The following is a 14,013-nucleotide window of genomic DNA, read 5'->3' on the forward strand; positions in this document are numbered from 1 at the left end:
TTTTAATTTTAGGAAGGGATAGAAAGTAATGGAAACGAGCAAGGGGAAAAAGAGAAAAAATATTGCAGTTTATCTTCCGCAGATATACTCAAGTTATTTTTCCGAATTACGAAACTCCATTGAGGAAGTTGCGAAGGAACGTGGATATCGTCTTGTGATTTTTACTTGCTTTGGGGATGAGAGCAGCATCGACAGCAGGGCTGCCACTAATGTCCGTTATGACGAGGGTGAGCGAAGCATATTCCGTATCGCCAACACGGATGTGGCAGACGGTGTGCTGATGCTTTACGATGCGTTCGCTAAAAATCAGTATGAGGAGATCTACGATCTGGTTTTGAACAGATACCGGTGTCCGATCGTGAATTTCAGGACGCCGATGGAGATTGAATCGGACAGGATCTATAATGTATATGTGGATGATAAAGCGGCGTTTGCGGATATGATACAGCATTTTATTGATGAACATCACTGCTCTAAGATTGACTTGGTGACAGGTCCGCAGGACAATATGCATTCTATGTTCCGACTGGATATTTATAAGGAGGTTCTGGAGCAAAACGGTATTTCTGTGCAGACGGAGAGAATACACTGGGGGAATTTCTGGAAGAACTGCGGGGAAGGCGTTGTCGAAGAGATTCAGAATTCGGGAGTGGATTTCCCGGAGGCGATCGTGTGTGCCAATGATTATATGGCGATCTCAGTGACACAGGCATTACAGGCTCGGGGAATCAAGGTCCCGGCTCAGGTGCTTGTGTCCGGATATGACAATGTTGTGGAGAGCCGGTTCTCCAAACCGTCAGTTACAACGATCCGGCAGCCGATGCGTGCAATGGGTCGGAAAGCCTTTGAGATACTGGAACGATGCTGGGCAGGAGAGAAGGTCGAACAGGATAATTACCTGAAAGAAGAGATCGTGTATCGTCAGTCCTGCGGCTGCGGCGCAGAGGGTGGCGATGAGAATGGACAGTATGCGACAAAGCTCAGCGCCGAGTTAGACAATGTTCTTTATCTGGAGACAGCCGCATCCGCCATGGTTACAATGCTTGCCAATGCCATGGATATGAATGAATATACCGATTGCCTGAAACAGTATGTGCTGCGGGAGACAGGCTTTAAGAGCTTTGCACTTTGTCTGGCGGAGCACTGGGAGCAGAAGCTTCCTCTGCCGGAGAAGAATTATGGCACAAGTATGTGCAAGGTGGATATGGTTATGGGAATCCATAAGTCGAAAGTGCTGAAACCGGAGCGGTTCCCAATCTGTCAGATGGTTCCGAGTGAATTTGCAAGAGATTCGGATCCGATTTATGTGATCCCGCTTCATTATCTGCAGCAGTATATGGGATATGCGGTTCTTCAGATTGACTATGACCTGGTGTCCAATGTCAATATCAAGTCATGGTTTATTCATCTGGACAGTGCCCTGGAGAATTTCCGTATGAAGCAGAGATTACAGCAGGTGGCAAAGGAGTTGGAGTCTCTGTATATTCAGGATACTCTGACCGGTTTATACAACAGACGTGGTCTGGAAAAGTTCGGCGAGAGGATGTGTGAAGAGTGTATCCGTAATAACGGACAGTTCATGATCATGGAAATTGATATGGATGGACTGAAGCAGGTCAATGACAGATATGGTCATGAGGAGGGCGATGTCTGCATTACCACGATTGCCAATGCGATGATGTATGCTGCCAAAGACGGAGAGATATGTATTCGATCCGGAGGTGATGAATATATTGTCATGGGTAAGAATTATTCGGAGGAGAAAACGCAGAACTATATCCGGTTATTCCGGGAATACATCGACAGCGCCAATGCTTCGCTGAACAAGCCGTATACGATCGGTGCCAGTCTGGGATATTATATGGGAGTCCCGGATGGAAAGCGGACCATCGAGAATTATTTGAAAATTGCCGATGACCGCATGTATGAAAACAAGAAAATGCGAAAAGCGAAATCGCATCCGGGAGTAGAGGTACGATGATCAGTCCTCTGCCAGATTTTCCCATTCTTCCATGAGAGTAAGAAGCCGTTCATCATTGGCTTCCTTTTCAGAAGCGAGTTGCTGGAGCAGAGCAATGTCTGTCCCGTTTTTGGGATCGGACAGCTGCTCATCCAGAGACTCGTTTTTTGCTTCTAATTCGGAAATTTCTTTCTCGACTTTATTCAGTGCATTCTGTTTCTTGCGAAGACGTGCCTGCTCTTCCTTCTGCTGCTGCCAGGTCAGCTTGGAATCGGAGGCACCGTTGTCTGCGGTATCGGTCGCTGATTCTACAGGAGTCGTAAGCTGTGCCTGCTCATTTGCTTCTTTTTTCTCAAGATAGTAATCATAGTTACCGATATAGTTGACAAGCTGTTTCTGTGTCAGATCGAGGATACGCGTTGCGGTGCGGTTGATGAAGTAACGGTCATGTGATACATACAGAACCGTTCCCTCAAAGTGATTGACGGCACGCTCGAGGATCTCCTTGGAGTCGATATCCAGATGGTTGGTCGGCTCGTCCAGAATCAGGAAATTCGCATCGGACAGCATCAGCTTGGCAAGGGAGACGCGTCCGCGCTCGCCACCGCTTAACTTAGAGATCTGCTTGAAAACATCATCGTCCGTAAACAGAAATGCGGCAAGAATATTGCGGATCTCTGTATTAGTCATGGATGGGTAATCATCCTGTAATTCTTCAAAGATCGTCTTCTCTGCATGCAGTACCTGATGTGCCTGATCGTAATAGCCGATCTCCACATTCGTTCCAAGACGGATCGTGCCGGCATCTGCCTTGACAAGGTCATTGATGATCTTAAGGATCGTCGTCTTGCCGGAGCCGTTATCGCCGATGATGGCAACACGCTCGCCACGTTTGAGCTCAAAGCTGATATCGGTGAAAAGAATCTCGCTGTCAAAGGCTTTGCTGAGATGCTCGATAGAAAGGACATCGTTGCCGCTCTGGATACGCGGGGAGAACAAAAGGTTCATGCGGGTATTTTCCTCAACCGGTTTGTCGAGACGTTCTATCTTGTCGAGCTGTTTCTCGCGGCTTTCCGCACGTTTGACAGATTTCTCGCGGTTAAAGGATTTAAGCTTGGCAATGACAGCCTCCTGATGCTTGATCTCTGCCTGCTGGTTCAGGTATTGCTTCATCTGTGTATCAAGAAGAGCCTGTTTTTTCTCGGAAAACTGGCTGTAATTTCCCTGATAAACGGTAGATTTATGCTGGCGGATCTCCACAACCTTTGTTACGATACGATCCAGAAAATAGCGGTCATGTGCAACGATGATCACGGCACCGCGGTAGCCGGAGAGATATCCCTCCAACCAGCGGATCGCCTTCATATCAAGGTGGTTGGTCGGCTCATCGAGGATGATCAGATCCGGGGAGGTTAAAAGCATTTTACCGAGGGCAACACGCGTACGCTCGCCACCGGAAAGGGCAGATACCGGTTTATTAAACTCCTCCTCGGTAAAGCCAAGCCCCTTTAAGACACCGATCAGCTCACTGTGGTAGGTGTAGCCGCCCGCCAGCTCAAAGCGGTGGCGGAGAGTGTCGCTTTTGGCAATCAGGTGTTCTAACTCTTCACCGGAGGCGTGGTTCATCTGCTCAGTGATATCGTTTAACTCCTGCTCAAGAGCGATCACATCCTTCTTGGCATCCTGCATTTCCTCCAGAACGGACTTGGCAGAATCAATGTCCTGATTCTGTGCGAGATAACCGATCACCGCATCCTTCTGGATAATGATCTCGCCGTCATCGGCCTCATATTCTCCCATAAGGATCTTAAGGAGTGTTGATTTGCCAGAGCCGTTGACACCGACGATTGCTGTTTTTTCCTGTTCATTTATATGAAAAGAGATATCATTCAGAATGGTGTTGCCATCGAATGATTTACTGATATGACTGCATTGTAAGATCATGAATAAATCCTCCCTTGTAATTTCGATGCCTCCGGCTGCATTTGACATGCAGGGAAGCTGGAATCATTGATTAGTATATATGAAAATGAAAAAAAAGAAAATACCAAATGCTTATTCTTGAATCGCAGAGGGGATATGTGTTACTATGGAAACGCTGAAAATGAATTACCAGAGCGAGAAAGGACAAAATAGATGACAAGACAGGAATTTCGTGAGTTTGTTCAAAAGGGAAGAATGATCTTAGACGGAGCGACAGGCTCCAATCTGCAGAAGAGAGGGATGCCGACCGGAGTATGTCCGGAGGAGTGGATCCTTGAACATCCGGACGTGTTGATCGGACTTCAGAGAGAATATATTGAGGCCGGTTCGGATGTGCTTTATGCACCGACCTTTTCCGGTAACAGAATCAAGCTGGAGGAGTATGGTCTGGCAGATCAGATCGGAGAGATGAATCACAGACTGGCAGAGCTGTCTTTTGAAGCGATCAGACAGGCAGATACGGACAGAAGAGTGCTTGTGGCCGGTGATCTGACAATGACGGGGCAGCAGCTGTATCCGGTCGGATCACTTCCGTTTGAGGAACTTGTGGATATTTATAAGGAACAGGTTGGTTTCTTAAAGGAAGCCGGCGTGGATTTTGTCGTTGTGGAGACGATGATGAGTCTGCAGGAGTGCAGGGCTGCCGTTCTGGCGGTAAAGGAGAGTTCAGAGCTTCCGGTTATGGTGACACTGACCTTTGCGGAGGATGGAAGAACCCTGTTTGGAACGAACCCGGAGACAGCCGCATTAGTGATGACGGCGATGGGCGTTGATGCGATCGGTGTGAACTGTTCGACCGGTCCGGATAAGATGGTGTCCGTGATCGAGAAAATGTGCCGTTATACCGCGCTTCCGATCGTGGCAAAGCCAAATGCGGGACTGCCGCAGCTTGTGGACGGTGAGACGGTTTATGATATGGGACCTGAGACATTTGCAGAGGAGATGTGTGTGCTGGCAGAGGCAGGTGCGGATATTCTGGGCGGTTGCTGCGGAACGACACCGGAGCATATCCGTCAGCTTGTGGAGCTTCTGGAGGAGAAGGAACTGCGGGGAAAGGCAGCTTATCCTGAGAGAAAGGGAAAGGTTGTACGCCGTGCTCTTTCCACAGAGAGAAATATCCTGCCGATCGAGCTGGACGGTGCATTTAAGGTGATCGGAGAGAGGATCAACCCAACCGGCAAGAAAGCGCTGCAGGCACAGCTTCGCGAGGGCAGTCTGGAGTTAGTCGGTGAGATGGCAGAGGCACAGGTTGAGGCCGGTGCAGCCATTCTCGATGTCAACATGGGAACGAACGGTATTGATGAGAAGGAAATGATGTGGAAGGTTGTCAACGAACTGACCCTTTTAACGGACATACCACTTTCCATTGATTCCAGCTATGTGGATGTGATCGAGGCCGCACTCAGGATCTATCCGGGACGTGCACTGATCAATTCCATTTCAATGGAGCAGGAGAAGATGAAACGTCTTCTTCCGATCGCAAAGAAATATGGTGCGATGTTTATCCTTCTTCCTCTGTCGGATGAGGGACTTCCAAAGGATATTGAGGAGAAAAAGCAGATCATTCACACGGTTCTTGCGGCGGCAGCAGAATATGAGCTGACGCCGGAGGATGTGATCGTGGATGGTCTGGTGGCAACGATCGGTGCCAATAAGATGGCTGCCGTGGAAACATTGGAGACGATTCGTTACTGCAAGTATGAACTTGGTGTTGCAACAGCCTGCGGTCTGTCCAATATTTCGTTTGGTCTGCCGGAGAGAGCATTTGTCAACAGTAACTTTATGGCGATGGCGATCATGAACGGACTTACCATGGCAATCGCCAATCCATCACAGGATTTATTGATGCATGCGGTATATGCATCGGATCTGCTGATGAACAAACCGGATGCAGATCTGCGCTATATTGAACGTGTGAATGAGCATAAGCTGACGATGGTCAGCGGAGAGGTGGACAGCCAGAGCCTGAAAGCGACTGTGAGTACCGGAGGAAAGGCGTCTGCTGCGATTCCGGAGGACAGGCAGGGAGACGTGATCTTCGAGGCAGTCATTAAAGGGAAGAAGCAGAGAGCAAAACAGCTTGTGGAGCAGGCGGTGAAGGATGGAAGAGATCCGCAGCAGATCATTGATGAGAGTCTGATCCCGGGTATTATTCATGTGGGTGAGTTGTACGACAAGCAGATTTATTATCTGCCACAGCTGATCTCGAGTGCAGAAACCATGGAGGCATCCATCAATTATCTGGAGCCGATCCTGGCACAGAACCGTTCGAGTGAGTCTCTTGGAACGATCGTGATCGCAACGGTAGAGCATGATATTCATGATATCGGAAAGAATCTGGTTGCGTTGATGTTAAAGAACTATGGCTATCATGTGGTGGATCTTGGAAAAGATGTGCCGGCAGAGACCATTATCGAGGCTGCGATCGAGCATAACGCAGATATCATCGGATTATCGGCACTTATGACGACCACAATGATGGAAATGAAAAAAGTAGTCGATATGGTGCATGAGCAAAACCTTTCCTGCAAGGTACTGATCGGTGGCGCTGTGATCACACAGAGCTTTGCGGATGAGATCGGTGCGGACGGATACGCAGAGGATGCACAGGATACCGTGCGTGTTGTTGGCAGACTGCTTGGCAGATCCGAATAACGGATCAGAACGGGAGGAATGTAAGCGATGGAAGATCAAAATAAACCGGTCATTGATGTGATCATACCGGCATACCGGCCGGATGACTCCTTTCAGAAGCTGATCGGGCTTTTGCAGGAGCAGACGGTGAAGCCGCATCATATTTATGTGCTGCAGACGATGGGAGAGGGCGATGAGTTGATGCAGCCGATGAATTCCGATATGACAGTGCATTCGGTTGCCAAAAAGGATTTTGATCATGGTGCTACGCGCGATTATGGTGCCCGGCTGGCAGCAGAGGGAAATCAGGCAGCATCGGATCGGCATTATATATTATTTATGACGCAGGATGCGGTTCCGGCCAATACACATCTGATCGAGACTCTGGCGAAAGCGTTTGAGGATGAGAGAACGGCGATCGCCTATGCCAGACAGCTTGCGAGAGAGGGTGCCGATGTGGTGGAGGAGCTGACAAGAGTCCACAATTATCCGCCGCAGGATCAGATCAAGCGCAAGGAGGATCTGGAGCGCCTTGGTATCAAGACATATTTCTGTTCGGATGTCTGTGCGATGTATCGTCTTGACCGTTATCAGGAGATGGGAGGCTTTGTGCATCCTACGATATTCAATGAGGATATGATCATGGCATCCAGTGTGATCCGGGCAGGATATCAGGTTGCATATTGTGCCGGGGCAGAGGTGATCCATTCCCACAGTTACACCTGTATGCAGCAGTTTCACCGCAACTTTGATCTGGGTGTGTCCCAGAAACAGTACAGAGAGGTCTTTGAAAGCATTTCCTCCGAGAAGGAGGGCGCGGGCTATGCAAAGACCGTGCTTTTATATCTGCTGAAGAGAGGCAGGATATGGAAGGCGTTCTATTTCGCACTGCAGTGTGGTTTTAAGCTGGCGGGCTATAAGCTTGGGAAGAATTATGATAGACTGCCGAAGGGACTGGTGCTTGCATGCACGATGTCACCGGATTACGTGTTATTTCATGAAGATGCAGCATAATGTCTTGTTTCATCAGGACGCATCATGAAGCACTGTCCGGAAAACGGGTCAGATAAGAAAAGAGGAATCAGATTGGATTGTATTAAGATAAAGAATTTGGAAATATTTGCGAAACACGGGGTGATGCCGGAGGAAAATGCACTCGGACAGAAATTCGTGATCTCGATCGAACTAGAATGTGATGTCCGTAAAGCGGGACAGACAGATGACCTCAATTACTCGGTCAACTATGCGGAGGTTGCTTCCTTTGTGACGAAGAAGGCAACCCAGAATACCTTTCAGTTGATTGAGAAGCTGGCTGAATATCTGGCACAGGAGATACTGCTTCAATATGATGCGGTGCGTGCCGTCACCTTAGAGGTGAAAAAGCCGTGGGCGCCGGTGCATCTGCCGCTTGAGACGGTGTCTGTGACTGTGAAGCGTCAGTGGCATGCGGCTTATTTAAGCATCGGTTCCAATATGGGTGATAAGAAAGCACATCTCGATATGGCGGTGAAAAGCCTGAATAAAGATCCATGGACGAGGGTGAAGAAGGTCTCTTCTTATATTGTGACGGAGCCGGTTGGCGGTGTGGAGCAGGATGATTTCCTGAACGGAGCGGTTATGCTTGAGACGCTGCGGACACCGGAGGAACTGCTGGAGCTGATCGGGCGGATCGAGCAGGAGCAGAAAAGAGAGCGAATCGTTCACTGGGGACCGAGAACCGTGGATCTGGACATTATATTGTACGATCAGGAGATCATACAGACGAAGGATCTGATGATTCCGCATGTGGAGATGGTAAACCGGATGTTTGTACTCGAGCCGATGTGTGAGATCGCACCATATGCGAAAAATCCCCTGAATGGCTGCTGCATGCTCGAACTTAAGGAGCAGCTTCAGAGGAAGGAAATGGATTCTTAAACAGAATATAAAACGAAGCAAAACAACCCACACGAATTACCGGTGTGGGTTGTTTTGCGATAATGTTTCATTACTTTGCAGTCTTTGGATGAAATTCTTCGATCTGTTCATTGGCAAGATTCATCACATAGGCGGTACTGCCGTCAAAGCTTTCAAAGAACAGATAGTGATCAATAATATGCAGATAATTAAAATTGCCGGAGCGTAACTGGGTTTGCGCTCCTGATTTGGTATCCAGGGCATATAAACCATTATCACTGCCGTTGTCAATCTGATAATATACTGTAGCACCGTCCCGGCTGATATTATAGGTGGCGATGCGAACCTGTGTCAGATGTGTCATTTCGCCGGTGGAAAGATCCAGCCGGCACAGCGTGTAATCATTGTCCATATCCATACAATAAAGAAAGCCTTTGACAAAGGACAGACCGGTAAAGTTGCCCTCATAGATGACCCGGGCGCTTCCGCCATCGGTAGAAATGCTGTGGATGCTGTGATCGCTGTCAAGCCCGGTATAGTAGATCGTGTCATCATCGATCACCGGTGATGCACCCTCCTTCAGAATCATGGTGTCTTTCTTGCCGTCGATGCCGATGCGGAAAAGCTGCAGACCGAGCTTGCGGTCATAATGCTGATAAAAGATATGATTGCCAAGCAGACTTAATGACTGGGATGGTTCCCGGTAAAGCTGCTTTAAGCCCTGCCCGTTGCTGTTGATCCGGTACAAGCCGGTGGTGCTGAAGGAAAAAAGTGCCTGTGAATCAGTGCCCTTCTTGTCATTACGTCTTGTATAAAAGATATATCTGCCTGCTGCATTGATGTAGCTGGTATAGTCATCGTGAAGCTTCTTAACATGGGAGAGCTTCTTATCCATGGAATAGAGCGAGTTCTGATCATAGGGATTGGCGAAATAAATCGTGTCCCCGGACTCGGCAAACAGACCACCGTTTAACAGATTAGTGCTAGTATTGCCGGTTGTATGCTCATCGGAATAGTAATGTATGCGGGAATTCCACTGGACAAATCCAAAGCAGAATGCTGCTGCAAGGATCAAAATAACTGTGATGATCCGGTTTCTGATATGGTGTGTTCTGCCTGGTTTATTCATACGATTCCCCCTGTTCTCTGTTGTGTTCGTGAGAAAATTTATCACTGCTGTCATAATGTGAACTTCTTGATATTATTATAAAGGTTACAAAAAGGAATTGCAATGAGTAAGGGAAAAGTTGTATAATAGGTCTAATTGAGAAAATTCATAGATTATCCAATCGGGAATGGAGGAGACTGATATCATGCTTAAATTACCAGCTATATTTAGTGATCATATGATCTTACAGAGAAGAAAACCAGTAGTTATCTGGGGGGAGTCCGATGCCAGAAAGGTGACAGTGACTATACAGGATGCCCGAGTGGTGACATACGTTCAGGATGGCAAATGGCAGCTTTTCCTGCCGCCGATGGAGGCAGGTGGTCCATATGTTCTTACGGTCAAGACGGACAATGACGAGGTCAAGACATATGAGGATGTTATGTACGGAGAGATATGGCTTGCAGGTGGTCAGTCCAACATGGAGTTAGAGCTTCAGAATTCCAAGGATGGCGCAGTCGCTGTTTCCGAAGCACACAATGAACTGCTTCGTTTCTATTACACACCGAAGGTATCCTACCTGTGTGATGAGCTTTACGAGCAGGAAGAGAAAAGCTGCTGGGAGCTTTGCTGTCCGGAGAATGTGGGACGCTGGTCTGCAGTAGGTTATTACTTTGCAAGAAAGCTGGCTGCACAGCTTGATGTTCCGGTTGGAATCATTGGCTGTAACTGGGGCGGCACCTCCGCATCATGCTGGATGAGCAGAGAAGCCCTGGAGAGTGATAAGGTGATTTCTTCTTATGTAGAGGAGTATGACGAGATCGTTGCCAATCAGGATTTTGATGCATACTGCAAGGAGCGCGAGGAGTACATTGTTTATCAGGCAGAGTTTGATAAGAACTGCAAGCATTATTATGAGACAACTCCAAACCCTACCTGGGAGGGTGCTTTGGAGGTTTGCGGTGAGAATAAGTATCCGGGACCGATGGGACCACGTTCCGAGTACCGCCCGGCCGGTCTTTATGAGACAATGATCCAGAGAATTGCACCGTATACACTGGCAGGATTCCTGTATTATCAGGGAGAAGAGGATGATAAGAAGCCAAGAAGCTACTACAATCTTTTGAGCCGCCTGATCCGTCAGTGGAGAGAGGACTGGCATGACGATAAGCTTCCGTTTATGATCGTTCAGCTTCCGATGTTCTCTAATGTTGGTGAGGAGAATCTCACAAACTGGCCGTTGATCCGTGAGGCACAGCACAGAGTATACCGTACCGTTAAGAACACCGGTCTTGCGGTAGTGCTTGACAAGGGCGAATACAGCAACATTCATCCGATCGATAAACAGCCGGTCGGTGAGCGTTTGGCTCTGCAGGCAATGTATCACGCATATGGACTGGATAATGAGGTTCGTGCATTCGGTCCGTTCTATCAGTCCTGCTATACATTACAGTCCTATATCTGGCTGATCTTCAATCACGTAAGAGACGGTATCATATGTACCGGCGAGAAGCCTCTGGGCTTTGAGGTGGCAGGTCAGGATAAGGTGTTCTATCCGGCAGATTCCGTACAGATCCAGGGCAACCGTGTTCGTTTGTTCTCTGCAAATGTAAAGGAGCCGGTATATGCAAGATATAACTGGAGAAACTACGCAGAGGTCAACATGTTTGGTAAGAACGGACTGCCGATGGCACCATTCCGTACCAGCATGAACGATGAACAATAAGAGTATCAGGCAGTCAGTCGATGCCGCGGGAGGCGTGGTTGACTGATGCAAGGGATTCGTGTTAGAATAACACGATAGCGTTATATGTATGGATAGCGCATGATAGCGAATATATCAATAGTTGGAGGGCTTGACATGGCAGAGAAGAAAAACATATTAACCTATGAAGGTTTGAAAGCGCTGGAGGATGAGCTTCAGGATTTAAAGCTGAATAGACGTAAAGAGGTAGCAGCAAAGATTAAAGAAGCACGTGAGCAGGGTGACCTGTCCGAGAATGCAGAGTATGATGCAGCAAAGGATGAGCAGAGAGATATCGAGCTTCGTATTGAAGAGATCGACAAGATCCTCAAGAATGCAGAGGTCGTTGTTGAGGAGGATGTTGACGTTAATGCGATCAATATCGGCTGTACGGTTCGCCTGAAGGATATTGAGTTTGATGAGGAAATGACATACAAGATCGTAGGTTCTACAGAGGCAGACGTTCTTGGCAATAAGATCTCCAATGAGTCTCCGGTAGGTGCTGCACTGATCGGCTCCAAGGTAGGAGATCAGATCGAGGTAGAGACACCGAACGGTGAGGTTGTTAAATACGAGATCCTTGAGATCCAGAAGTCAAAATAAGAGATAGAAACGGAGTGATAGAAAAGTGGCACAGCAGAATAAGAAGCCGCAGGCAGAGCAGGACGTGAATGCTTTGCTGAAGGTGCGTCATGAGAAACTTGCAAATTTACAGGAAGCGGGAAGGGATCCGTTCCGAATCACGAAATATGATGTGACAGTACATTCACAGGATATCAGAGACCGTTATGAGGAGTTAGAGGGACAGGAAGTATCTCTGGCAGGCCGTATGATGTTTAAGCGTGTGATGGGTAAAGCATCCTTCTGTAATATACAGGATCTGAAAGGAAAAATGCAGCTTTATGTTGCAAGAGATGAGATCGGTGAGGAGTCCTATGCGGACTTTAAGAAATACGATATTGGTGATATCCTTGGCGTAAAGGGTAAGGTATTTAAGACAAAGACAGGTGAAATCTCTGTTCATGCAGAGGAGATCGTTCTTCTTTCCAAGAGTCTGCAGATCCTTCCGGAGAAGCATCATGGACTGACCGATACCGATACCAGATATCGTCAGAGATATGTGGATCTGATCATGAATGAGGACGTGAAAGACACCTTCATTAAGAGATCCAAGGTGATCAGCTGCATCAGACGTTTCCTTGATGAGCAGGGCTTCATGGAGGTTGAGACGCCGATGCTTGTGTCCAACGCAGGCGGTGCTGCAGCAAGACCGTTTGAGACCCATTTCAATTCTCTGAATGAGGACTTAAAGCTTCGAATTTCTCTGGAGCTTTATCTGAAGAGACTGATCGTAGGCGGCATGGAGCGTGTTTACGAAATCGGTCGTGTATTCCGTAATGAGGGTCTGGACACCAGACACAATCCGGAATTTACATTGATGGAGCTTTATCAGGCATATACAGACTATCATGGCATGATGGATCTGACCGAGAAGCTGTATCGTCACGTTGCAAAGGAAGTGACCGGATCCGAGATCTTAAAGTACGGAGATCATGAGATGGATCTGTCCAAGCCGTTTGAGAGACTGACGATGGTGGATGCCGTTAAGAAGTATGCCGGCGTTGATTTCAACGAGATTCCGGATACTGAGGCTGCAAAGGCACTCGCAAAGGAAAAGGGAATTGAGTTCGAGGAGCGTCATCAGAAGGGTGACATCCTGAATCTGTTCTTCGAGGAGTATGTAGAGGATCATCTGATCCAGCCTACATTTATCATGGATCATCCGATCGAGATCTCTCCTCTGACCAAGAAGAAACCGGATAATCCGGATTATGTAGAGCGTTTCGAGTTCTTCATGAACGGCTGGGAGATGGCAAATGCTTACTCCGAGTTAAATGATCCGATCGATCAGAGAGCACGTTTTGAGGCACAGGAGAAAGCGCTGGCAGCAGGTGATGACGAGGCTGAGCATACCGATGAGGACTTCCTGAACGCTCTCAGCATTGGTATGCCTCCGACCGGTGGTATCGGCTTCGGTATTGACCGTATGGTTATGATGATGACCAACTCACCGGCGATCAGAGATGTGCTGCTCTTCCCGACAATGAAGAGCTTGGATTCTGACAAGAAATCCTCCAAGTCCTCCAAAGCAGTTTCCGCAGAGACAGACAAGCCGGCAGAGAAGATTGATTTCTCTAATGTAAAGATTGAACCATTATTCGAGGACGAGGTAGATTTCGATACCTTCAGCAAGTCTGATTTCAGAGCAGTTAAGGTTAAGGAATGTGTTGCCGTACCAAAGTCAAAGAAGTTATTACAGTTTACGCTGGATGACGGAACAGGGACAGACCGTACAATTCTCAGTGGTATCCACGCTTACTATGAGCCGGAGGAGCTTGTTGGCAAGACATTGATCGCAATCACCAACCTGCCACCGAGAAAGATGATGGGGATTGATTCCTGTGGTATGTTGCTTTCAGCAGTAAATAACCTGAAGGATTCCGAGGAGGAAGAACTTCATCTTCTTATGGTTGATAACCATATTCCAGCAGGAGCAAAGCTTTACTAAAAACGTGATGTACCTTATTGGTGGAAATTTGTAAAATTACAAAAATACGCCAATTTTACGCCAAACGATGTAGAGAATGAGCAGATTTGATGCTTATGGAAGTGGCGATATGATATAAT

At 47.7% G+C, this 14,013-nt stretch carries 9 protein-coding genes; 7 read left to right on the plus strand and 2 right to left on the minus strand.

The window, feature by feature from the left end:
* Positions 1–28 precede the first annotated feature (28 nt).
* Positions 29–1,981: a diguanylate cyclase gene (locus ACZLMD_RS00460; protein ID WP_489494913.1), complete on the plus strand. Its 1,953-nt coding sequence runs from the start codon at positions 29–31 to the stop codon at positions 1,979–1,981.
* Here the strand turns inward: ACZLMD_RS00460 and abc-f are convergent, their stop codons facing one another.
* Complete coding sequence (gene abc-f, locus ACZLMD_RS00465; protein WP_489494914.1) at positions 1,982–3,904, minus strand: ribosomal protection-like ABC-F family protein; 1,923 nt, start codon at positions 3,902–3,904, stop codon at positions 1,982–1,984.
* 192 nt (positions 3,905–4,096) lie between these two features.
* Between abc-f and ACZLMD_RS00470 the strand changes: the two genes are divergently transcribed.
* The 3 genes from ACZLMD_RS00470 (at position 4,097) to folK (ending at position 8,494) form a co-directional block, all read left to right on the plus strand.
* On the plus strand, positions 4,097–6,598 hold the full coding sequence (locus ACZLMD_RS00470; RefSeq protein WP_489494915.1) for a homocysteine S-methyltransferase family protein: 2,502 nt from the start codon (positions 4,097–4,099) through the stop codon (positions 6,596–6,598).
* 27 nt (positions 6,599–6,625) lie between these two features.
* Positions 6,626–7,591, plus strand: a complete 966-nt coding sequence (locus ACZLMD_RS00475) for a glycosyltransferase family 2 protein (RefSeq protein ID WP_484108725.1) — start codon at positions 6,626–6,628, stop codon at positions 7,589–7,591.
* Between the two features lie 72 nt (positions 7,592–7,663).
* Positions 7,664–8,494 carry a 2-amino-4-hydroxy-6-hydroxymethyldihydropteridine diphosphokinase gene (folK, locus tag ACZLMD_RS00480; protein WP_489494916.1) on the plus strand — a complete coding sequence of 277 codons (831 nt, stop codon included), beginning with the start codon at positions 7,664–7,666 and terminating at the stop codon, positions 8,492–8,494.
* A gap of 70 nt (positions 8,495–8,564) precedes the next feature.
* On the opposite strand, the gene ACZLMD_RS00485 is transcribed toward folK, so the two are convergent.
* The gene (locus ACZLMD_RS00485) at positions 8,565–9,602 is read right to left on the minus strand and encodes a DUF5050 domain-containing protein (RefSeq protein ID WP_489494917.1); all 1,038 of its coding nucleotides are present in this window, start codon (positions 9,600–9,602) and stop codon (positions 8,565–8,567) included.
* 184 nt (positions 9,603–9,786) lie between these two features.
* On the opposite strand from ACZLMD_RS00485, the gene ACZLMD_RS00490 reads away from it, so the two are divergent.
* From ACZLMD_RS00490 to lysS, 3 genes are all read left to right on the plus strand, one after another.
* Positions 9,787–11,307 (plus strand): sialate O-acetylesterase, encoded by a 1,521-nt coding sequence (locus ACZLMD_RS00490; RefSeq protein WP_022305989.1) that lies wholly within the window; start codon positions 9,787–9,789, stop codon positions 11,305–11,307.
* 135 nt (positions 11,308–11,442) lie between these two features.
* Positions 11,443–11,928, plus strand: a complete 486-nt coding sequence (gene greA / locus ACZLMD_RS00495) for a transcription elongation factor GreA (RefSeq protein ID WP_022305990.1) — start codon at positions 11,443–11,445, stop codon at positions 11,926–11,928.
* A 25-nt stretch (positions 11,929–11,953) separates the two neighbouring features.
* Entirely contained in the window at positions 11,954–13,894 is a 1,941-nt protein-coding gene (gene lysS / locus ACZLMD_RS00500) for a lysine--tRNA ligase (RefSeq protein WP_489494918.1), read from the plus strand.
* Positions 13,895–14,013 lie beyond the last annotated feature (119 nt).

It is taken from the genome of Jutongia sp. (assembly GCF_057878315.1).